This is a genomic window from Paenibacillus sp. TAF43_2 (assembly GCF_052113545.1).
In the GTDB taxonomy this organism is placed as follows: domain Bacteria; phylum Bacillota; class Bacilli; order Paenibacillales; family Paenibacillaceae; genus Pristimantibacillus.
Window position 1 is genome coordinate 11,780 of sequence record NZ_JBFRDK010000060.1, and the last position, 21,170, is coordinate 32,949.

Annotated in this window: 20 protein-coding genes and 1 riboswitch; of the genes, 14 read left to right on the forward strand and 6 right to left on the reverse strand. The window is 45.4% G+C overall.

All coding sequences use genetic code 11. The features are described from left to right. The first annotated feature begins 216 nt into the window (after positions 1-216). From AB4Z17_RS15045 to sdhB, 3 genes are read left to right on the forward strand one after another with little or no spacing between them, the layout of a single operon-like run. Entirely contained in the window at positions 217-888 is a 672-nt protein-coding gene (locus tag AB4Z17_RS15045; protein WP_441908277.1) for a succinate dehydrogenase cytochrome b558 subunit, read from the forward strand. 24 nt (positions 889-912) lie between these two features. Next, positions 913-2,670, forward strand: a complete 1,758-nt coding sequence (gene sdhA, locus AB4Z17_RS15050) for a succinate dehydrogenase flavoprotein subunit (RefSeq protein WP_441960579.1) — start codon at positions 913-915, stop codon at positions 2,668-2,670. Positions 2,671-2,672: 2 nt separating this feature from the next. Next, positions 2,673-3,437: a succinate dehydrogenase iron-sulfur subunit gene (gene sdhB / locus AB4Z17_RS15055; protein WP_441908603.1), complete on the forward strand. Its 765-nt coding sequence runs from the start codon at positions 2,673-2,675 to the stop codon at positions 3,435-3,437. Between the two features lie 162 nt (positions 3,438-3,599). Here the strand turns inward: sdhB and AB4Z17_RS15060 are convergent, their stop codons facing one another. From AB4Z17_RS15060 to corA, 5 genes are all read right to left on the reverse strand, one after another. Continuing rightward, a complete protein-coding gene (locus AB4Z17_RS15060) occupies positions 3,600-3,908 on the reverse strand; it encodes a winged helix-turn-helix transcriptional regulator (RefSeq protein ID WP_076267582.1) in 309 nt (102 codons plus the stop codon). Between the two features lie 143 nt (positions 3,909-4,051). Continuing rightward, positions 4,052-4,897, reverse strand: coding sequence for an EamA family transporter (locus AB4Z17_RS15065; protein WP_441960581.1), 846 nt, complete (start codon positions 4,895-4,897; stop codon positions 4,052-4,054). A gap of 163 nt (positions 4,898-5,060) precedes the next feature. After that, the gene (locus AB4Z17_RS15070; protein WP_441876792.1) at positions 5,061-5,870 is read right to left on the reverse strand and encodes a histidinol-phosphatase; all 810 of its coding nucleotides are present in this window, start codon (positions 5,868-5,870) and stop codon (positions 5,061-5,063) included. A gap of 45 nt (positions 5,871-5,915) precedes the next feature. Continuing rightward, on the reverse strand, positions 5,916-6,818 hold the full coding sequence (locus AB4Z17_RS15075; RefSeq protein ID WP_076267585.1) for a LysR family transcriptional regulator: 903 nt from the start codon (positions 6,816-6,818) through the stop codon (positions 5,916-5,918). A 147-nt stretch (positions 6,819-6,965) separates the two neighbouring features. Continuing rightward, positions 6,966-7,901: a magnesium/cobalt transporter CorA gene (gene corA / locus AB4Z17_RS15080; RefSeq protein ID WP_441960583.1), complete on the reverse strand. Its 936-nt coding sequence runs from the start codon at positions 7,899-7,901 to the stop codon at positions 6,966-6,968. A 307-nt stretch (positions 7,902-8,208) separates the two neighbouring features. Then, positions 8,209-8,318: riboswitch (SAM riboswitch) on the forward strand. A gap of 100 nt (positions 8,319-8,418) precedes the next feature. On the opposite strand from corA, the gene metA reads away from it, so the two are divergent. From metA to AB4Z17_RS15125, 9 genes are all read left to right on the forward strand, one after another. After that, entirely contained in the window at positions 8,419-9,336 is a 918-nt protein-coding gene (gene metA / locus AB4Z17_RS15085) for a homoserine O-acetyltransferase MetA (protein WP_441908273.1), read from the forward strand. A gap of 30 nt (positions 9,337-9,366) precedes the next feature. Further along, on the forward strand, positions 9,367-10,533 hold the full coding sequence (locus AB4Z17_RS15090; RefSeq protein ID WP_441960585.1) for an aminotransferase class I/II-fold pyridoxal phosphate-dependent enzyme: 1,167 nt from the start codon (positions 9,367-9,369) through the stop codon (positions 10,531-10,533). Beyond that, positions 10,533-11,699: a trans-sulfuration enzyme family protein gene (locus tag AB4Z17_RS15095; RefSeq protein WP_430060067.1), complete on the forward strand. Its 1,167-nt coding sequence runs from the start codon at positions 10,533-10,535 to the stop codon at positions 11,697-11,699. Before AB4Z17_RS15090 ends, AB4Z17_RS15095 begins: the two co-directional genes overlap by 1 nt. A gap of 166 nt (positions 11,700-11,865) precedes the next feature. Next, positions 11,866-13,002 carry a cyclic dehypoxanthinyl futalosine synthase gene (mqnC, locus tag AB4Z17_RS15100; RefSeq protein ID WP_441960587.1) on the forward strand — a complete coding sequence of 379 codons (1,137 nt, stop codon included), beginning with the start codon at positions 11,866-11,868 and terminating at the stop codon, positions 13,000-13,002. Positions 13,003-13,166: 164 nt separating this feature from the next. Continuing rightward, a complete protein-coding gene (gene ytxC, locus AB4Z17_RS15105; RefSeq protein ID WP_441960589.1) occupies positions 13,167-14,099 on the forward strand; it encodes a sporulation protein YtxC in 933 nt (310 codons plus the stop codon). A 448-nt stretch (positions 14,100-14,547) separates the two neighbouring features. After that, positions 14,548-16,485, forward strand: a complete 1,938-nt coding sequence (gene thrS, locus AB4Z17_RS15110) for a threonine--tRNA ligase (RefSeq protein WP_076267592.1) — start codon at positions 14,548-14,550, stop codon at positions 16,483-16,485. Positions 16,486-16,545: 60 nt separating this feature from the next. Further along, positions 16,546-17,139, forward strand: a complete 594-nt coding sequence (locus AB4Z17_RS15115; RefSeq protein ID WP_441960591.1) for a 3D domain-containing protein — start codon at positions 16,546-16,548, stop codon at positions 17,137-17,139. Positions 17,140-17,200: 61 nt separating this feature from the next. Next, positions 17,201-17,329, forward strand: a complete 129-nt coding sequence (locus AB4Z17_RS15120; RefSeq protein WP_256710855.1) for a hypothetical protein — start codon at positions 17,201-17,203, stop codon at positions 17,327-17,329. Between the two features lie 182 nt (positions 17,330-17,511). Further along, positions 17,512-17,895, forward strand: coding sequence for a hypothetical protein (locus AB4Z17_RS15125; RefSeq protein ID WP_339204396.1), 384 nt, complete (start codon positions 17,512-17,514; stop codon positions 17,893-17,895). A 68-nt stretch (positions 17,896-17,963) separates the two neighbouring features. On the opposite strand, the gene AB4Z17_RS15130 is transcribed toward AB4Z17_RS15125, so the two are convergent. Then, positions 17,964-19,259, reverse strand: a complete 1,296-nt coding sequence (locus AB4Z17_RS15130; RefSeq protein WP_441960593.1) for an ammonium transporter — start codon at positions 19,257-19,259, stop codon at positions 17,964-17,966. 263 nt (positions 19,260-19,522) lie between these two features. On the opposite strand from AB4Z17_RS15130, the gene liaF reads away from it, so the two are divergent. Continuing rightward, on the forward strand, positions 19,523-20,542 hold the full coding sequence (liaF, locus tag AB4Z17_RS15135; RefSeq protein WP_441908267.1) for a cell wall-active antibiotics response protein LiaF: 1,020 nt from the start codon (positions 19,523-19,525) through the stop codon (positions 20,540-20,542). Positions 20,543-20,549: 7 nt separating this feature from the next. Then, positions 20,550-21,170: histidine kinase (locus AB4Z17_RS15140; protein WP_441960595.1), on the forward strand; the 621-nt coding region annotated here is incomplete at its 3' end.

Genomic DNA, 21,170 nt, shown 5'->3' on the forward strand with positions numbered 1-21,170 from the left:
GTGGCTAATATGTGTCGAGTTTTGTTGACGGACATACATGCTGGGGTTACAATGTAGAATGATTTGCCAAGCGTAAACTGCTGATGACAACCATTGGCTGCACAGCACCTCGTTTGCGCTGGAATATAAGCAATGTATAAAGGGGAAACCGATACATTCTTATATTTTAAGAAAAAGCATGCTAGCACTCACAGTTTTGAAAGGAGAAGGAATGACATGAAAGGAAATTCGTATTTCTCGCGCAAGCTTCACTCGCTTCTCGGGATCATTCCACTCGGCGGATTTATCGTCGTGCATGGTCTGACTAACTACCAGGCGTTTGAACGCGGGCCTGAAGGCTTTGACAAAGGCGTAACTCTCATTAACAGCATGCCCGTGCTGCCGCTGCTCGAGATTTTCGGCATTTACCTCCCGCTATTGTTTCATGGTATTTACGGCTTGTATGTCGCTTACCAATCGAACACGAATACGGGACGTTTTAAGTACGGCCGGAACTGGGCGTTTACCGCTCAACGGGTAACTGGGGTAATTACTTTTGTATTCGTTTTCTGGCACGTATATCAAACTCGGATTCAAGTTTATCTCGGCCACATCACCCATGAGGAACTGGGATCAACGATGAATCAAATTGCGAGCAACCCTACTTACTTCGTACTTTATGTTATTGGTGTATTAGCAGCTGTTTTCCACTTCAGCAACGGCCTTTGGGCGTTTCTGATCAGCTGGGGCATTACGATTGGCCCGAAAGCTCAACGCATCTCTTCATATATTTGCATGGGCGTTTTTGTAGTCGTATCAGCATTGTTCATTCTTTCGCTTATCGCATTTAGCGGAGATCAATTCAAAGAAGCTGCAAGTGCTGCATTGGCACTTACGAATATCGGTTAGTTTGTAGACAAGGAGCGAAACGTTATGGCTAAAAATAAAATTATCATCGTAGGCGGCGGTCTTGCAGGCTTGATGGCTACCATCAAAGCAGCAGAAGCTGGCGTTCACGTTGATCTGTTTTCACTAGTACCGGTCAAACGTTCCCACTCAGTATGTGCACAGGGCGGCATCAATGGCGCTGTTAATACAAAAGGAGAAGGCGATTCTCCATGGGAGCATTTCGACGATACCGTATACGGCGGAGATTTYCTCGCCAACCAACCGCCAGTTAAAGCAATGTGTGATGCGGCACCAGGCATTATTCACTTGATGGACCGGATGGGCGTTATGTTCAGCCGTACTTCTGAAGGCTTGCTGGATTTCCGTCGCTTCGGCGGCACGAAGCATTCCCGTACAGCATTTGCAGGCGCAACGACAGGTCAACAGCTGCTTTATGCACTGGATGAGCAAGTTCGCCGCTGGGAAGCAGCAGGACTAGTTAACAAATACGAGCACTGGGAATTCCTTGGCGCTGTTGTTGACGATGACGGCATTTGCCGCGGTGTTTCGGTACAGGACCTTCGCTCGATGGAAGTTCACACGGTTCGTGCAGATGCAGTTATTCTTGCATCAGGCGGTCCTGGTATTATTTTCGGCAAAACAACGAACTCTGTTATCAACACCGGCACAGCTGCCAGCGCAGTTTACCAGCAGGGCGTTAACTACGCGAACGGCGAGTTCATTCAAATTCACCCAACAGCTATTCCAGGCGATGACAAGCTCCGCTTGATGTCGGAATCAGCGCGTGGTGAAGGCGGACGGATTTGGACGTACAAAGACGGTAAGCCTTGGTACTTCCTAGAAGAAAAATACCCAGCTTACGGAAACCTTGTTCCTCGTGATATTGCGACTCGTGAAATTTTCAGCGTGTGCGTAGATCAGAAGCTTGGCATCAACCAAGAAAACATGGTTTATCTTGATTTGTCCCACAAAGATCCGAAGGAGCTTGATGTTAAGCTCGGCGGTATCATTGAAATCTATGAGAAATTCATGGGCGACGATCCACGGAAAATCCCGATGAAAATCTTCCCGGCGGTTCACTATTCAATGGGCGGCATGTGGGTTGACTACAATCAAATGACGAACATTCCTGGTCTGTTTGCAGCCGGTGAGTGCGAGTATCAATACCATGGTGCGAATCGACTTGGTGCGAACTCTTTGCTATCCGCTATTTATGGCGGTATGGTAGCTGGACCAAAAGCTGTTGAGTATATCAAAGGCTTGAAGAAATCAGCTGAAGATGTAGCTTCCTCCGTATTTGACCGCGAGAACAAGCGTCAAACGGACAAGTACAACAGCATCGTAAATATGAAGGGTACTGAAAATGCATATGTCATTCACAAAGAGCTAGGCGAATGGATGACGAACAATATGACGGTAGTTCGCTTTAATGACAAGCTGGAGCAAACGATCCACAAGATCAAAGAGCTGAAGCAGCGTTATGCGAATATCAACATTAACGATACAGCGCAATGGAACAATGCAGGCGTTGCCTTTACTCGTCAGCTTTGGAACATGCTTGAGCTTTCTGAAGCGATGACGCTAGGCGCATTGCTGCGCAACGAAAGCCGTGGCGCTCATTATAAACCAGACTTCCAAGAACGCGACGACGAGCATTTCATGAAATCGACGATTGCGAAATGGACGAAGGAAGGTCCACAAATTTCTTACGAGGATATCGACGTAAGCTTGATCAAGCCGCGTAAACGTGATTACTCGAGCGACAAGAAGAAAGGAGAATAATGATGGCTGAAACGACTGTAGCTACAAAATCGGTTAAGTTTATCATCACTCGCCAAGATACTCCTGAGTCCCAACCATATACGGAAGAGTTTGAAATTCCTTACCGCGCTAATATGAACGTTATTAGCGGCCTGATGGAAATTCAACGTAATCCGAAAAAGGCAGATGGAGCAAGCACGGCTCCTGTATGCTGGGATTCCAACTGCTTGGAAGAAGTATGCGGCGCATGCTCAATGGTCATCAACGGCAAGCCTCGTCAAGCATGCAGCGCATTGATCGATAAGCTTGAGCAGCCGATTCGTCTTGAACCAATGAAAACATTCCCAGTAGTTCGTGACCTTGTTATTAACCGTGAGCGCATGTTTGGCGCCTTGAAACGCGTTAAGGCATGGATTCCAATCGACGGAACGTATGATCTGGGTCCTGGGCCGCGGATGGCAGAAACGAAGCGTCAATGGGCTTACGAGCTTTCCAAATGTATGACTTGCGGTGTGTGCCTTGAAGCGTGCCCGAACGTAAATGATCGGAACAGCTTCATCGGTCCTGCTGCAATTTCACAGGTTCGTTTGTTTAATGCTCATCCAACAGGTGAGATGAACAAGGAAGAACGTCTGGATGCACTGATGACAGATGGCGGCATCGAAGGCTGCGGCAACTCGCAAAACTGTGTTCGCGCATGTCCGAAGGGCATTCCGCTTACGACTTCAATCGCAGCAATCAATAAAGATACAACCAAACATCTATTCAAAAAATGGCTTGGCATGTAGTCCAATTGATTTATAGGAAACCCTCGATCTGATCGGGGGTTTTTTATTTGCATAATATGATATTGATTATTATTATCAATGATAGTAGATAAATAATCCTTTGTCAATTCCAGATAAAAGAAGAGAAGGCAATAAAAAAAACCGCCTAAGCGGTTTTTTATCTTACATCCATTGTTCGCCCCAAGTTTGAATGGACTCAATGACTGGCTGAAGCTCCCTGCCTTTGTCGGTTAGCTCATATTCAATACGTACAGGCATTTCTGGATAAACTTGACGTTTGATAATCGTTAATGTTTCAAGCTCTTTCATCCGGTCCGTTAGCATTTTGTCGCTCATTTCGGGAATTTGTTCCTTAATCTCTTTGAACCTTTTTGGTCCTCCAAGCAATACCCGAATAATTCTGCCAGTCCACTTCTTGCCTAAAATGTCGGCTGCGGCTTCATACTTTGGGCACATTGTCGAATAATCCAACCGTATCACCCCGCTTTTTGTAATACTATTGTACCATACGAACAAACTAAAAGTAAGTTAATTTCAGTGGGAATGCGATTGTTTGATCGTATATTATATTTACTATATTAAAGTTAGGAAAATACAGGAAAAGCGTTCGCGAATTACAATCGAATAACAATCAACCCAAGAATGGTACAAGCAAAGGCTGTCCACTGCAGGATCGTCAACTTCTCTTTATAAAATATAATAGCGCCAGCTGCTACGACAAGACTGTTCGTAGCAAAGATAGGCGCTGCAAGATTCGCTTGTCCAGTAGCAATCGCGACTGCATAAAGCTGCAATCCTCCGTATGAGAACAGACCCGCAACAATACCGAGCCAAAGACCAGTTCGCTCTGCGGAACGTGCAGCGGTCGCTTTGACCGGGATGAGAAACCAGCAGAGAGAGAGGGCATAAGCGATGAACAGGATCGGGGCGCTAGGAAGATCCAATTCATCGGTGACTTTTAATCCGCCATTGCGCAGCGCAAATAGCACGACTGCCAAAAAGACGAGAATGAACCATCTTTTTTCTATAATCGTGAACGGTTCCTTTCGTTTATGAGCAATAAAGACGACAGCAAGCAGAAGCAGCGTAATGCCTATTGCCTCCGAAGCGCTGAGCGGCTCGTTGTACCACAAGGTCGCTAAAGCGACAACTAAGATAATGTTCATATTCGTTAGGGGAGAGGTCAAGCTGGCGGGTCCAAAATGCAATGCTTTCATAAACAAAGCGTTTCCCCATGCTGAGCCTGCTCCTATTATGATGCCTGCAATCCATACCCTCGGATCAGCAAGAAAGAAAAACGTTCCTTCAAGCGCCGCATGCACTCCAAAACCTAACGTTCCAGAAGCATACAATCCGAGCAGCAGCGTTCTTGTAGAGCCGCCCCGCATTTGTGATACTTTCATCCACCAGCCTGCTAGTCCAAATAAAATAGCACTGCTGATGGCTGTAATGAGCCACATCGTTTTCCAACCCCTCAAATTTGTTACACAAATGAAATAGTTCTGTTATCGTCTCATTACATTAGTGGGCTATTATAATAAACAAGACCCCCTTTTTAATATATCCTTTTGGGACCTGCGACGTGCAGGTCCACTTTTTTTGTCTAAAGCCCCTCATGAGCTCTTATATCGGTACAATAACTTGCTGGCGCTTGCGATAAAAAACCCACTGCGAGAAGCCAATTTCCTTCAGCCTTTTCTGCACGAGCTCCCAATCTTCGCCAACTCTGCTTGGCTTATGCGCATCCGAACCAAACGTCACATTTACGCCAAAATGAAGTGCTCGCTCCAAGATTGCATCCGATGGATACCATCCACCTACATCTTTGGTGCTGCCTGATGTATTAATCTCTATGGAAACGCCGCATTCGGCAATCGTCTGCAAAGCATCGTCAATTTCCTTATTAGCAGGTATATCGGAGAAAGCAGGGTAATATCCCTTCATCGCGTCGATATGTCCCAAAATATCAAACATGCCGCTGCGTGCAGATTGTTTGATAAGATCATAGTAGCTTTGCTTCACTTCAATATGCTGCTGTTCATTTAAGTTTTTAAACCGATTGCGATTGAATATGCTGACGTCGCCAACTTGATGAACAGAACCAATGATATAATCGAAGGGCACGCCGTCATAGGCTTTTTTGTAGCTGTCTACATATTTGGGAAAAAAATCGGATTCTACTCCAAGCATAACCTCGATTTTGCCTGCGTATTTCTCCTTCAACCGCAATACTTCATTAACATAATTGGTGAATTCGCTTCTTGCCATTGCAATGCCTGGCGAAGGCTGATCATTCTCATGATAAAAGAAGGGGGAGTGATCCGAGATGCCGATAACCTGAAGCCCTGCTTCAATTCCGGCTAAAATATAATCCTCGATATTGCCGTCGGCGTGGCCGCATCTAAAATGATGGGTATGTAAGTCGAATTTCATTTTTTATCTCTCCTAGTTGTTTGTCTAGTGGAAGYATCTTGTCGACTATTCGCTGCTAATGAATTGATGCTCAGGCATACCTTTTAAATCACTTAAAAATTGCTTCAGTGCGGTATTGATGTAACGGCCTGATTTATAAACCACGCCAACGGGATGACTTATTTCAAGCTCGTTGACCTTTATCATTTTTAGTGTACCCATACGGAGTTCGTTTGCTATCGAAAGTTTTGATACAACTGCAGCGCCTAAATTAATTTCAACCATGCGCTTCACTTCCTCGCTGCTGGAAACCTCCATTACGATATTGGGCTGAATATTGTATTTCCGAAAAATTTGATCGACAAATCGCCTGCCAAGCGTGTCTGGAGCAAGCATAATCATTGGAATGTCCTTAAGCGTATCAACTGTCGTATGCGTCAACCTGCTCATGGGATGGGAAGGAGGGACGACGAGCTCGAATGTATCATAATAAAGGACGGAGGAGGAAACGTTCGGATTTTTTTCAGAAAGATATGTAATCCCTATATCGACTGACCCGTTCTCGACACTGGCCATAACTTGGGATGAGGGCATGGAATGAATCGTTGTTTTAATAAAAGGAAATTGGTTTTGAAAATAGGATAGCACGCGCGGTAAAATTTGAATCGCTATTGAAGCCGTAGTTCCGAGTAATATGTGTCCTTGCGGCGTAAGGTTCATATCGGAAAGCTTCTGCTTCAGTTCTTCCACGATCGAAAGGACTTGCTCCGCATGCTCCAAAAAAACTTGTCCGTGTTCTGTTAATGTAACTGGCTGATTGCGATTAATGAGAATCGTTTTGAATTCATCCTCAAGGCTTTTGATTTGTGCCGAAACAGCAGGCTGTGTGAGATTCAGCAGCTCGCCAGCTTTCCTGAAGCTCATCGTTTTGGATATCGTAAGGAGTGTTTCAAGCTGACTAATATTCACGTCAATCCCCCTCTCATAGGTACTTAATGCTCAAACTTATATTCTACTATTATAAAGGATAGCGGCCATTACAGCAAAAAGGCTGCAGCTCGTTCGGCATAAATTGCCCGTACGAGTGCAGCTCTGTAATGAATATGGCACAGGTCTCTAGAGCCATTCTTTTTTGCGGAAAATATAAAACATGCTTATGCCAAGCAGCAGCATGATGCCAAGTAAAATATATGATCCTAAGCGAAGGTGAAGGCCTGGAATGAAATCGAAATTCATCCCATAGATGCCGGTTATAAAGGTCAGCGGCATGAATATAGTCGTAATTGCTGTAAATACGCGCATAATTTCATTAGCACGGTTGGATACGCTGGACTGATAAGCTTCGCGTAAGTTGCCCATGAGATCGCGGTACGTATCGAAGGACTCGGCAATTTTCAAGGCGTTCTCGTATATATCGCTGAAATATTTTTGCAGCTGATCGTCAATGAGCTTCAGATCTTTTTTGTTAAGCGTTGCAATGACGTCGCGTTGTGGACCGAGCACTTTCCTCAGCCACAATATTTCACCGCGGAGACCGATGATTTCGTTCAAATGCGATTTCTTAGTATGCATTAATATATCTTCTTCAAGCGCTTCGATGCGCGTATCAATGCGATCGCCAACGAGGAAATAATTATCGACAACAATGTCGACGAGATGATACAAGAAATAATCGGGCCGGCTAACCTCTTGTTCCCACAGCACAGGCTTTAGAGAACGAAGCTCGTTAATTTTTTGCTTGGTGACCGTAATTATGAAGTGGCGGCCAAGGAAAATATTGAGTGYCCTTAGGAAGATTTCTTCGTCATCAAATCGTATGCTGTTGATTACGATAAAATAATGGCTTTCGTAAATTTCAATTTTTGGACGCTGCTCCTCTTCACTGAGGCAATCCTCAACTGCCAGATCGTGCATGCTGAATAGGGGCTGTAAAATAGCAAGATCCTCCACATCAGCGTCAATCCAGTAAAATCCTTCTTTCGAGGGAATAAGTGTTTCGTTAATATCTTCAATAGTGGTGAACATGCCATTGCTAACAAGGCGGATTTTCATCCGGAGTCACTCCTTTCTTTCTTCAGAGGAAACTGCCGGCTGAATCGGACTTGGCCGGCAGTAACCGTATTCGATCGTTTTCAGGCTTCGGTCGGTCGCCTTCCATGTCCATATGCACCCCTTTATAAGTCAAATAAATGAAATAATTCTTGTCTAGTATACTCCCGCGTCAGCTTTACATTCAAGCCTAAAAACAATCGTTTTTTTCATTAAAATGTCAAGGATATGAATAGAGGATCTTGACGCAATTGTCAGAATGCATTAAAGTGAAGGTGAAATGAAACCGCGGAAAATTGAATAGACTACTTTCTTATCAAGAGCAGGCGGAGGGACTAGCCCGATGAAGCCCGGCAACCGGCGTGTAAAACGCACGGTGCTAATTCTTGCGGAAACTTTAATGTTTCTGAGAGATGAGAGAGGCGGATGGCTTATTTACTGAGCATACGACCTTTTCTCACAGCAGAAAGGGTCTTTTTCATGTTCAAGCGGTCATACTGCTTCTAGAGGAGTGATACCTATGCCAATTAAAGTGCCTGACAATTTACCAGCCAAAGAGGTATTAAACAACGAGAACATTTTCGTCATGGATGAGAGCATCGCCTACCATCAGGATATTAGGCCGCTCAGAATTGCGATTTTGAACTTAATGCCTACCAAGGAAACAACCGAAACGCAGCTGCTTAGATTAATCGGCAATACGCCGCTACAAGTTGAGGTTGTACTGCTGCATCCAAGAACACATACATCTAAAAACACCTCAGCCGATCATTTGGAATCCTTCTATAAAACATTCGATGAAATTTCGGATGAATATTATGATGGCCTCATCATTACAGGCGCGCCGGTAGAGCATATGCCTTTCGAGGATGTAAACTACTGGGAAGAGCTGAAAGAAATTATGGATTGGAGCGCAAGGCGCGTAACTTCAACTTTCCATATTTGTTGGGCTGCTCAAGCTGGGCTCTATCATCACTTTAATGTTCCCAAATACAGCTTGGACAGCAAAATGTTTGGTGTGTTCCCGCACACAATTGAAAAACGAAATGTTAATTTGCTGAGAGGCTTTGATGAAATGTTTTTTGTTCCGCAGTCTCGTCATACAGAGGTACGCCGCGAAGACATCGAGAAGCTTGATTCACTCGATATTTTATCGGAATCAGCGGATTCGGGCGTATACATCGTGGCTTCAAAAGACGGCAGACAAATTTTCGTTACAGGCCACTCCGAATATGATCCAACTTCACTTAAATATGAATATGATCGCGATCAAGCCAAAGGGCACCAAATAGATGTACCAAAAAATTATTTCCCAGGTGATAACCCAGCTAACCCGCCGGTGTCAACATGGCGTGCGCATGCCAACCTGTTATTCTCGAACTGGCTTAATTATTATGTTTACCAGCAAACACCGTATGATTTGGGTGGAGGCATTTAAAACCATATAATAAGGGAGCGCTATATAAAGATGAAGATAGAGAGCCATTTAGCACAGATTGGATCTGTTAAAGAGCCTGTAACTGGAGCGGTAAGTTTTCCAGTGTACCAATCAACAGCATTTCGTCATCCTAAGCTGGGACAGAGTACAGGATTTGATTATGCGCGTACCAAAAGCCCAACGAGAGCGGTATTAGAAGAAGCGGCTGCACAATTAGAAGCTGGCGATGCGGCATTTGCCTGTAGCTCTGGCATGGCCGCGCTGCAAACGATATTCGCCTTATTTAGTCAGGGCGATCATTTGATCGTATCTCTTGATCTATATGGCGGTACTTATCGCTTGTTGGAGCGGATCATGTCGAGATTTGGTGTGACGGCATCTTATGTGGATACCAACGATATCGATGCGATGGCGGCATTATGGACGCCGAACACAAAAGCGGTACTTATCGAAACGCCAACTAACCCGCTTATGATGATTACGGATATTGAGAAAGTAACTGCGTGGGCGAAATCAAAAGGCTTGCTTACTATTGTAGACAATACGCTGCTTACGCCTTTCTTCCAACGTCCTATAGAACTGGGTGCTGACATTATCATTCATAGCGCAACAAAATATTTAGGTGGTCACAATGACGTTCTTGCTGGTCTTATTGTAACCAAAGGCAAGGAGCTCTCGGATGAGATGGCCTTCCTGCACAATTCAATTGGAGCGGTGCTCGGGCCTCAGGATTCATGGCTTCTAATGAGGGGCATGAAGACGCTCGCGCTCCGTATGGAGCGCCACCAATTTAATGCTACCGCAATTGCTAATTATTTGCTTGAGCATTCAGCCGTTGAGGATGTTTATTATCCGGCATTGCCTCACCATCCTGGCCATGAAATTCAGAACAAACAGTCATCCGGCAATACTGGCATTTTCTCATTCCGATTAAAGGACGCTCGTTATGTGGAGCCAATTCTTCGTCACATTAAGCTCATTGCATTTGCTGAGAGCTTGGGCGGAGTTGAATCCTTGATGACCTACCCAGCGGTTCAGACGCATGCTGATATTCCGCTTGAAATTCGTCAAGCGATAGGCGTTGACGACCGTCTGCTTCGTTTCTCCGTAGGAATTGAGCATGCAGATGATTTGATCAGTGACTTGGCGCAAGCACTCGAAGCTGCCAAACGCGAAATTGAGGAGGTTAACAACTAATGGGCAACGACAAAATTCAACCTCAAGATCGCCGGTTTGCAACGAAGCTCCTGCATTTCGGAGCAGAAATTGACGAGCATACAGGAGCTTCAAGCGTACCTATTTATCAAGCTTCAACGTTCCATCATCATGATATTTTCAATCCGCCTCAATATGATTACAGCCGTTCGGGCAATCCTACACGCCAAGCGCTAGAGGATTATATCGCTTTGCTTGAGGGCGGTGCTCGCGGCTTCGCCTTTGCATCAGGCATGGCTGCAATCTCAACCACGTTTTTGCTGCTTTCTGCAGGTGAGCATGTCATCGTAACAGAGGATGTCTACGGCGGAACTTACCGCTTGCTGACGACGATTTTGGATCGACTGGGCATTGAGTCTACTTTTGTTGATATGACGGATTTTGAAGCGGTTAAGGCGGCGCTTAAGCCAAATACAAAAGCTGTATTTATGGAGACGCCTTCCAACCCGACGCTCAAAATCACAGATATTGCAGAAACGACAGCTTGGGCCAAAGAGCATGGACTGCTTACACTGCTTGATAATACGTTCATGACTCCGTATCATCAGCGTCCAATCGAGCATGGCGTCGATATTGTCCTGCATAGTGCGACAAAGTTTCTAGGCGGCCACAGCGATGTTCTGGCTGGGCTTGCAGTTACCGCAGATGAAGGATTAGGCAAACGCTTGAAACAGCTTCAAAACGGAATGGGAACGGTTCTGAGCGCCCAAGAATCATGGCTGTTGATGCGCGGCATGAAAACATTGAAAGCTCGGATGGAATATAGCGAACAAAGCGCTCGCAGACTAGCTGAATGGTTGTCGGAGCATAAGGAAGTAACAGCGGTTTATTATCCTGGTTTAGAGAATCATCCCGGCCGGGCAATACATGAGAAGCAGTCGCTTGGGTATGGAGCTGTTGTATCCTTCGATGTTGGAAGTGGAGAGCGTGCCAAATCTTTGCTGAGCAAGGTTCAAATTCCTTTAGTAGCTGTCAGCTTAGGTGCAGTAGAGAGCATTCTTTCTTACCCAGCTATGATGTCGCATGCAGCAATGCCAAGAGAAGTGCGTCATGCACGCGGCATTACGGACGGCTTGGTGCGTTACTCAGTTGGTCTAGAGGATATTGAGGATCTTATTGAAGATTTGGATAATGCGCTTCGTGCCTAAATGGGACTAAAAGAAAGGAAAGCACGGATGTTCTAACGAACATGCCGTGTTTTTCCTTATTTCAGGGCGAGATGCCATCATACGGCGGGTGACTTGCACTAGAGATCTATGTTAGGATGAAGTGATGGTTAGCATAAATAGAACGGGAATAAGGAGGTCTTGCGGAATGGGAACGTTGGACCATATTTTGGATAAAGCGTTGCGCGGCGAGCGTGTTTCGCTCGAAGAAGGCATGGAATTACTAGCTTCGGATCAGATTGAAAAGATGGGGCATGTAGCTAATCAAATTATGCTCAAGCATCATCCAGATCCAATAACGACTTTTGTTGTTGGTCGAAATGTAAACTACACGAACGTATGTGATGTTTATTGCCGTTTTTGCGCATTTTATCGCGCTCCAGGCTCTAAAGAGGGTTATGTACTGCCTGACGATACGATTTTGAGCAAAATTCAAGAAACGATCGATGTGGGTGGAACTGAAATTTTGATGCAGGGCGGTACGAATCCAGATTTGCCGTTTACGTATTATTTGGATCTGCTTCGCAAAATTAAACAGCATTTCCCAGGCATAACGATGCATTCGTTCTCTCCAGCGGAAATTCAGAAGATGAAGGTTGTATCAGATGGCCTCTCCCTCGATGAAGTGATTAGACAACTGCATGATGCTGGACTTGATTCTTTGCCTGGCGGYGGCGCAGAAATTTTGGACGATCGCACTCGCCGCAAGATCAGCCGCATGAAGGGTTCTTGGACGGACTGGATGGATGTGATGAAATCTGCACACCGTCATGGTATGAATACGACTGCAACGATGGTTTATGGCCTTGGCGAGACCGTTGAAGAGCGCGCATTACATATGCTGCGCATCCGTGATGCTCAGGATGAGTGCATCGCGAACAAATATGATTCGACGGGTTTCCTGGCGTTTATTTCGTGGCCTTTCCAGCCAGACAATACAAACCTGAAGCTTGAGAAAGCAAAGCCAGAGGAATATTTGCGTATTGTTGCTGCTAGCCGAATCATGCTTGATAATATTCCGAATTTCCAATCCTCTTGGGTAACGATGGGGCCTGAAATGGGCAAGTTATCACTGTCTTATGGCTGCAATGACTTCGGAAGCACCATGATTGAGGAAAATGTCGTTTCAGCAGCTGGAACAACACATAAAGTGAACATTGAACTTATTCTTCAGCTTATTCGCGAGTGCGGCAAAATTCCGGCTCAACGGGATACAAAATATAATATTTTGAAGGTTTACAATGAATCCGATAAAGCAGAWCTCGATTTTGTTATGCAAAATTAATGCTTTTTAGACCGATATCAATACGTTTGTTGAACTTCTCGCTGCATAGTGGGAAGTTCGGCAAACGTTTTTTTGTATGCTTGCTTCCCTTACATTCCAATGTCTTCATCGTATATCCCCGAACGCGTCACCATATACTGATAAGGAAAGAAAGGGGTGAGCTGATGGAGCTATTCACGGTATCGTTACCTGCAAGTCTCCAAAAGTCGGTTAATAAACTAACTCAATTGTTGAAGGAACAAGCGCTCGTCGATTTACATATTGGCTCAAAAACGGAGCAAACAGCCGTCATCGAGTTTCAGCAGGTATCGGATCAAAATATAAGCTGTCTAGCGCTGTTGCCAAATTTTCAGTTAAAAACGCATGGTCACATCGTATATAAAGCGGCGTCACTAGCCATAGCTGAATTTGTGGTAAGTGAGATGGAGCCGGGGATGCTTGCTGCTATTATTCGCAGAAAGTATCGCCACAACAGTTCGGCCGATACAGCTGCTATTGAGCGGTATTGTCATGATTTGCTGCATGGGAAAGAATGGGATAGCCTTGGTACGAGATTTTTGGATGCGGATCGTCTAAGAAGGAAAAGCAAAGTGGCTGCAGAGGTCGAGCTTTTTTTGCAGGATAACACGGAGCTTAATGTAAAGGGGTTTACAACCTTCAGGCTTGAGCCCTATCGTAAAGAACTAGCAGAAGTTGTGGAATACGCATTAGATGAGTATGTGCTCGATAAACAATATCAGGAGTTTATTTCCCTGTTAAAATATTTTGTTTTTCTTCAAGATACAAAGCTGCCTATGGTGCATTTGCTGCATAAGGGCGGTCATGAATTCATGCTCTATGACGAAAAGTTTCAACCGCTTGATCCGAACCCTCCAACCGATCGTATCGTAGCCGAAATGCTTGAAACGGAAATGAACATTGAAGACATGGTAATCAGCTCGCTGATTGCTGTATCTCCCAAGCATATTACGATTCATACGAGGCAGCAGGATATGCAAGTGATTCGAACGATTCAAACGATTTTTGACCAGCGTGTCACGCTTTGCACGCAATGCGCATCCTGCAGCAGCAGCCTTGATGAACTCGTTCAGCCATAGGCGAATTAACGAAATTACTGTCTATTTGAAGCTTATAGCCTTGACCAAACGCGTAAGTCGAGCTATAATGACACACATATACGATGTAATCGGCAATGAAAAAGACATGTGTCTGTTTATGATATTTGGTCCAGAGAGAGGAAACTTGGCTGTAATTTCCTTCCACAATGTCCACAGGCGTACCCCTTTGAAGCTGTATGGCCCAACCTATAGCAGGTTTCTTAAGAAGCTGAGCGCTATAGCAGTATGCTGTACCGGAAATCTCCGTTACCAGATAATACGAGGACTGCTGCGTTAGGAAAAAAGAGCAGTCGAAGTAGGGTGGAACCACGAGCACACAAGCACTCGTCCCTTTTTTAGGGATGCGTGCTTTTTTTGTGCTCTTTTTTGCTTGAAATGATGAATGGAAGCGTAATTCGCTTACGGACAAAATGGAGGATGAACCAAAATGACAATTCAAATCACTTTGCCAGATGGCGCGGTAAGAGAATATGCGGCTGGCACAACTATCGAAGAAGTAGCAGGCTCGATCAGCTCGGGTTTGCGTAAAAATGCGATTGCCGGAAAAATCGATGGCAAAGTAGTCGATGTATACACACCTATCGAGAACAATGCTGCAATTGAAATCGTTACTGTAGATTCGGCAGACGGCCTTGAGGTATACCGCCATAGTACAGCTCACTTGCTGGCACAAGCGATCAAACGGATATACGGCAATGCTAATGTTAAGCTTGGAATTGGTCCGGTAATCGAAGATGGCTTCTACTATGATATTGATATGGAGCAATCGTTGACGCCTGAGGATCTTGTAAAGATCGAGAAGGAAATGGAAAAAATCGTTCAGCAAAACATCGATATTCGTCGTCGTGTAGTTAGCAGAGACGAGGCGCTTGCGATTTTCACTGAGCTTGATGATAACTTGAAGCTGGAGCTTATTCGTGATCTTCCTGCTGATTCGGTTATTACGATGTATGACCAAGGGGAGTTCTTCGATCTATGCCGTGGACCGCATTTGCCATCTACCGGCCGTATTAAAGCTTTTAAACTGCTTAGCGTTGCTGGTGCCTACTGGCGCGGAGATTCCAAAAACAAAATGCTGCAGCGTATTTACGGAACAGCTTTCCCTAAGAAAGCACAATTGGATGAGCATCTTCACTTCCTCGAGGAAGCTAAAAAACGCGATCACCGTAAACTAGGACGCGAGCTAAAAATGTTTACATTCTCACGTGAGGTTGGCCAAGGCTTGCCGCTATGGCTGCCGAATGGCGCGAAGCTTCGCAGAACAATGGAGCGTTATATCGTGGATCTTGAGGAAAGACTAGGCTATGAGCATGTTTATACGCCGGTGCTTGCGAACGTGGAGCTTTATAAAACCTCCGGCCACTGGGAGCACTACAGCGAGGATATGTTCCCAAAAATGATTATGGACAACGAAGAGCTTGTTCTTCGTCCAATGAACTGTCCACACCATATGATGGTGTTCAAAAGCGACATGCGCAGCTACCGCGACCTGCCTGTTAGGATTGCTGAGCTTGGCACAATGCACCGCTATGAAATGTCAGGCGCGCTTACAGGCTTGCACCGTGTACGTGCCATGACGCTAAATGATGCGCATATCTTCTGCCGTCCGGATCAAATCAAAGAAGAATTTGCACGCGTGGTTAACTTGATCCGCAAAGTGTATGAAGATTTCGGAATTAAAGAGTATCGTTTCCGCTTATCTTATCGTGATCCTAAGGATACAGAGAAGTATTTCCAAAATGATGAGATGTGGGAAATGTCACAGCGCATGCTGCGTGAAGTGGTTGAGGAGCTGGAGCTTCCATTCTTCGAGGCTGAAGGCGAAGCTGCATTTTACGGTCCTAAGCTTGACGTTCAAATTAAAACGGCGCTTGGCAAAGAAGAAACGTTGTCGACTGCACAGCTTGATTTCTTGCTTCCTGAGCGTTTCGAGCTTGAATATGTCGGCGATGATGGCAAGAAGCACCGTCCGGTCGTTATCCACCGCGGCATTATAAGCACAATGGAAAGAATGACAGCTTTCTTGCTTGAGAACTTTGCTGGGGCGCTTCCATTGTGGTTGTCGCCAGTACAGGCGAAGGTTATTCCGGTATCGACTGCTTATGAGGAATATGCCCGTAAAGTTGCGGAGCAGCTGCAAGAAAACGGCATTCGTGTAGAAAGTGATTTGCGCAATGAGAAGCTGGGCTACAAAATTCGTGAGGCTCAGCTGGAGAAAGCGCCTTACATGCTCGTAGTGGGCGAGAATGAAATGCAAGCTGAAGCCGTCTCCGTAAGGAAACGCGGTGAAGGCGATCTTGGCGCTATTCCAGTTGCAGAGCTGATTTCGCAGCTGCAAAAGCAGATCGCAAACAAAGAACAATAATAAGTAACGCATAAAGCTTGAGCCATCGGGGCATTATTCTTCTGAGGAGGAAGTACCCAGATGGCTACAAGCTTTTTTTATATTCAAAAAGGATTAACGGCATTGCTGCTCCTAACTGTTATCGTAATTGGTTTAGATACAAAGGGCGGCGATACGGTTCATGCTGATGCATCAGCACCTGAGCAAAGCCCTGTTGCAAGCAAAAGCGACAACCTCGGCAAGTCAGAGGCAGCTGCGCGCACGAAGCCGAAAAAGGTTGAAGTTGTTGCTACAGGCTACACAGCTGGCGTAGAATCGACCGGTAAACGGCCTGGGCATCCACAATACGGAATCACCTATTCGGGCGTAAAGGTACGCAGGGATCAAGTCTCAACGATTGCGGCGGATACGAGGCTGTTTCCCATTGGGACGCTGCTCTATATACCCGGCTATGGCTATGGCGTGGTGGCTGATACGGGTTCAGCGATTAAGGGAAAACGCATCGACTTGTATTTTGAAACGATCAAGCAGGTGTACGAGCAGTGGGGCAAGCGTACCGTTCATGTAGAGGTGCTGCGTATGGRAACGGGCAAGCTTTCGCAGGCATGGCTGAACAAAATCAACTTGGCTATAGAGGCTGGAAAGCCTATTCCACAGACTTATTTAGAATCGTAAAGGAGTCGTATAATAAGCAGCAAGAATGCCATACTATCAATGAAACGGGGAGGTGAATACAATGGCTAAAAACAAAAACAACAAAGCCCAAAACAATCAATACAATGCAGAATTCGCAGAAGAGTTTAACCAAAATAACGCTGCTAACAAACAAGCGGCAAACAATGCTCAGCAAAAAGCTGAGAAGTAATATTTTTTTGCTATGCCATGAGAAGGAAACAATGGGGAACCGATATCGGTTCCTCTTTTTATTTATCCTCTGCTCATCACACCGTTATTTTGATCTAATAAAAAACAGTTTTCAAATGACCTCGGTTTGTTGTATGATTACATATGTAAGAAATAATAACATGACAAGACAGGTGAATACTCATGACAGATCCGATCATTCATTCAGGCTTTGTAATTGCTGCCCATCATCGTAAAGCGGGCGAGGTTTTACCTTTTATTGATGCTTACGTTGCTAAGAAAGAGCAGGAAATAGCTGAAATTGAACAGATGGTTGAGCGTTATGAGAAAAGAAGGCTGATGGAAGACCGAGCGTATCAATCGATGTCTACTCTTCGAAGAATGCTGACTGGCAGGAAGCCTGATCATCATCTGGCCGTTGAATATATTCATTTTGTAAGAAAACCGATGGAGAAGGTTCGTGCGCTCCGTCTGGAAATCGAAAGTGCTCGCTCTATCAAGAATGTATCGGCTCCAAGCGATATTGTAACGGTATCCTATGAGCTGGCCAATGAGATGAACGATTAATGGAATGATCATTCGCAATAATAGCAAAGAACCGTCCAGGCCATTCCGGCATGGGCGGTTCTTTATGTTTATTTGCTGTTTTTTAAGCGATCATAATCGAGGAAATCATGCTCCTGGCTGTATGCGGGAACGCCGTGAATGCCAACATCGAGGCCGATGAGCTCCTCATCCTTGGAGACACGGACGGGCATAATTTTGCGGATCAGCCATAGTGCGCCCCAAGTTAAAGCGAAGCCCCATAGGGAAACCATTACGAGCCCCAATGCTTGAACGCCGAGCAAGTTGAAGCCTCCGCCATAAAATAAACCGTAGTAGCCCTTGCCTACGCCCTCGGTTAGCTCGGGAAGTGCGAATAAGCCAACTGCAATTGTTCCGATGCTGCCGCTGACGCCGTGTACGGCAAAGGCGCCGACTGGATCGTCGATCTGCCTGCGTTCGAGCCATTCAGTGACCAGCACCATCGCGATGCCGGATACTGCGCCGATCCCAATTGCAGCGATGTCAGATACGAATGCGCAGCCAGCAGTAATGCCTACGAGGCCGGCGAGCGAGCCATTGATGACCATTGGCGGATCTGCTTTCTTGTAGCGGAACATCGTAAACAGAATGCATGTTGCGCCCCCAGCAGCTGCCGAGAGCATCGTTGTAATCGCAATATGTCCGATTGAGCCGTTTGTAGCGCTAAGTGTGCTGCCTGCATTAAACCCGAACCAGCCAAACCATAGAATGAATGCACCTACAGAAGCGAGCGGCAAGTTGGAAGGCGGAACGATATTGGCTTTGCCGTCTGGACTGAATTTACCGATTCTCGGACCAATGAAAATGGCTGCGGCGAGAGCGGAGAAACCTCCTAAGGCATGAATGACAGCAGAGCCTGCAAAATCGATCATGCCAAGCTTGCCAAGAAAGCCGCTGCTTGACCATACCCAGTGTCCGGCTAACGGATAAATGAAGCCAGTCATTGCAATAGTGAGTAAAATGTAAGCTCTAAAATTTATTCTTTCCGCTACTGCGCCCGACACGATTGAAATGACGGCTATAACGAATGCGCATTGGAATAACCAAAAGGTTTCGTGCGTAATATTTAGTTTTATGTGAGACAGGTCTCCGTTGATGAGAAAGCCGGTCGTTCCGATTATTCCGCCTGCGTCCTGCCCATACATGAGTGCGAAGCCAAAAAAGTAAAAAACGAGTGCGCCGAAAGCGATGTCGACAAAAACCTTCATGATGATGCTGACGGCATTCTTTTGCCTGACAAACCCTGCTTCAAGCAATGCGAAACCGCCCTCCATGAGCAAGATCATGGCTGCTGTCAAAACGACCCAGATGGTATCTAGTCCTTTTGACAGTTCGATAACGTCCATTTCTTCATCTCCTATTCCTAATATTCATGCATAGCAGTCTCTATTTTCTTAATCCGTTCATCATTATAAATAGAAGACGTTAACAATGTCAACGCTCTGCGTTACGTTTCATGACGCATGTTAGGTTTGAAATGGATAGAATCAACAAAAGCTCAGTCTAGAGACTGACTAACAATTCAATCGGTCGTCCCTTTTTCTATTGCATGTTGTCCGTTATACTAAGAATATCAAACGACGATGGAATCGTAAGGAGCTGGTGCCGCATGAACGGAAACTTCGCAAACCGGTTATTCACCGGGTTAATCATCATTGCAGTTGGCGTCTTGTTTTTACTGAATCAAACGGGTCATGTGACCTTTGATATTGGAGATTTATTTTCTACCTATTGGCCTGTAATCGTTATGATTGTAGGTATTCGCGGATTGTTGTCCAGCAGAACGTACGGCTCGGGTTCGAGCTGGTGGGGCGCGATTGTCCTATTAATCGGATGTGTATTTTTGGGACGCAATTTAAACTTGTTCTCATGGTCTATTGGCGACATCATTCCTTACATTTGGCCAATAGTTGTGATTTTAGTCGGGATCAATATTATTTGGAGACCAAGATCAAAACGCCAAACTCCGCCAACAGATGATTGGAAATCATACCGCCCTTACACAGATGAAGCGTCTGTTCCGCCAGCGCCGCCTCTTCACCCTGATCCAACGAAGCAGCCTGCGGACACGCACACTAAGGAAGAGAAGCAGGAAAGCGCATCAAACAAACCATATGATGATTTTTCTGCCACCAAGAAAGAGTATAAGGAATGGAAAAATCACCATAAATCAGAATACAAAAAAAATGAAAAAGAATGGAAACGAAATCATAAGGAGCATGTGGAATGGTGGAACCATAATGATTCCAATGTGCAGAATCGCTCCGGGTTTATTGGGGATATTCATATCGGTCATGATTATTGGGATTTAAAGCCGCTTAATATTTCCCATTTCATCGGCGATACCGTGCTTGATTTAACAAAGGCACAAGTATCCATGGGCGAAACCAAAATTCATGTATCATCATTTATTGGCGATGTAAAGGTATACGTTCCGAATGATTATGAAGTAGGCGTACAGGTTGTATCAAGCGCCTTTATTGGCGATGTGAAGGTGCTTGGCCAGAAAGAAGGCGGATTGTTTACGAATATCAATATCCAATCGCCAACTTATCAGGAAGCTAACAAAAAAATTAAGCTGGTCGTCAGCACGTTTATCGGAGATGTTCGTGTTACAAAGGTAGGGTGATTCGAGTATGATGGTTCGGTTTTTGAGGAGCGGAAAGTGGGAGCTCATCGGAATGTTTGTCATCGCATCAACCGTGTCTCTAATACTTGGAGCGGTGGTGTGGAATGGACTCTTAGATGAAGTCAATAAGACGGAAGTGCGCCTAGGGGCTGCCTCCGTCTTCCTCCTTGTCAGCGTGGCGTTCGGTTACTGGGCGGCACAGCGCATTGGACGCCGAATTGATACGCTTCATTTATCGCTGAAGCAAGCATCAAACGGCAACTACGGCGTTCGGATTACAGAGGGCGGACATAATTCATTTAATGAGGTTTATCGTGAGTTTAATGAGCTCGCTCAGCAGATGGAAGAAAAGATGAAATGGCTGCAAGTTCGCGGCGAAGAATATGTGATGACGGAGTCTGCTTCTAATGAAGCGGCAGTGCTCGAGGAGCGCAAGCGTTTGGCAAGGGATTTGCATGATACGGTAAGCCAGCAGTTATTCGCTATCCATATGTGCGCTTCATCGCTTCCAAAGCTGCAGCAGGTTGATCGCGAACGAGCGGATTCTGTGCTCGAGCAGCTCGTCAATATGTCTAATTTGGCTCAGAAGCAAATGAGGAATTTCATCGCTCAGCTGCGGCCTATGGAG

Excerpts from the sequence above, each read along its gene's own strand:
- AB4Z17_RS15045 (WP_441908277.1), top strand. The coding sequence starts at position 217 with ATGAAAGGAAATTCGTATTTCTCGCGCAAGCTTCACTCGCTTCTCGGG.
- sdhB (WP_441908603.1), top strand. The coding sequence starts at position 2,673 with ATGGCTGAAACGACTGTAGCTACAAAATCGGTTAAGTTTATCATCACT.
- AB4Z17_RS15065 (WP_441960581.1), bottom strand. The coding sequence starts at position 4,897 with ATGTGGCTCATTACAGCCATCAGCAGTGCTATTTTATTTGGACTAGCA.
- AB4Z17_RS15070 (WP_441876792.1), bottom strand. The coding sequence starts at position 5,870 with ATGAAATTCGACTTACATACCCATCATTTTAGATGCGGCCACGCCGAC.
- metA (WP_441908273.1), top strand. The coding sequence starts at position 8,419 with ATGCCAATTAAAGTGCCTGACAATTTACCAGCCAAAGAGGTATTAAAC.
- AB4Z17_RS15090 (WP_441960585.1), top strand. The coding sequence starts at position 9,367 with ATGAAGATAGAGAGCCATTTAGCACAGATTGGATCTGTTAAAGAGCCT.
- AB4Z17_RS15095 (WP_430060067.1), top strand. The coding sequence starts at position 10,533 with ATGGGCAACGACAAAATTCAACCTCAAGATCGCCGGTTTGCAACGAAG.
- ytxC (WP_441960589.1), top strand. The coding sequence starts at position 13,167 with ATGGAGCTATTCACGGTATCGTTACCTGCAAGTCTCCAAAAGTCGGTT.
- thrS (WP_076267592.1), top strand. The coding sequence starts at position 14,548 with ATGACAATTCAAATCACTTTGCCAGATGGCGCGGTAAGAGAATATGCG.
- AB4Z17_RS15120 (WP_256710855.1), top strand. The coding sequence starts at position 17,201 with ATGGCTAAAAACAAAAACAACAAAGCCCAAAACAATCAATACAATGCA.
- AB4Z17_RS15125 (WP_339204396.1), top strand. The coding sequence starts at position 17,512 with ATGACAGATCCGATCATTCATTCAGGCTTTGTAATTGCTGCCCATCAT.
- AB4Z17_RS15130 (WP_441960593.1), bottom strand. The coding sequence starts at position 19,259 with ATGGACGTTATCGAACTGTCAAAAGGACTAGATACCATCTGGGTCGTT.
- liaF (WP_441908267.1), top strand. The coding sequence starts at position 19,523 with ATGAACGGAAACTTCGCAAACCGGTTATTCACCGGGTTAATCATCATT.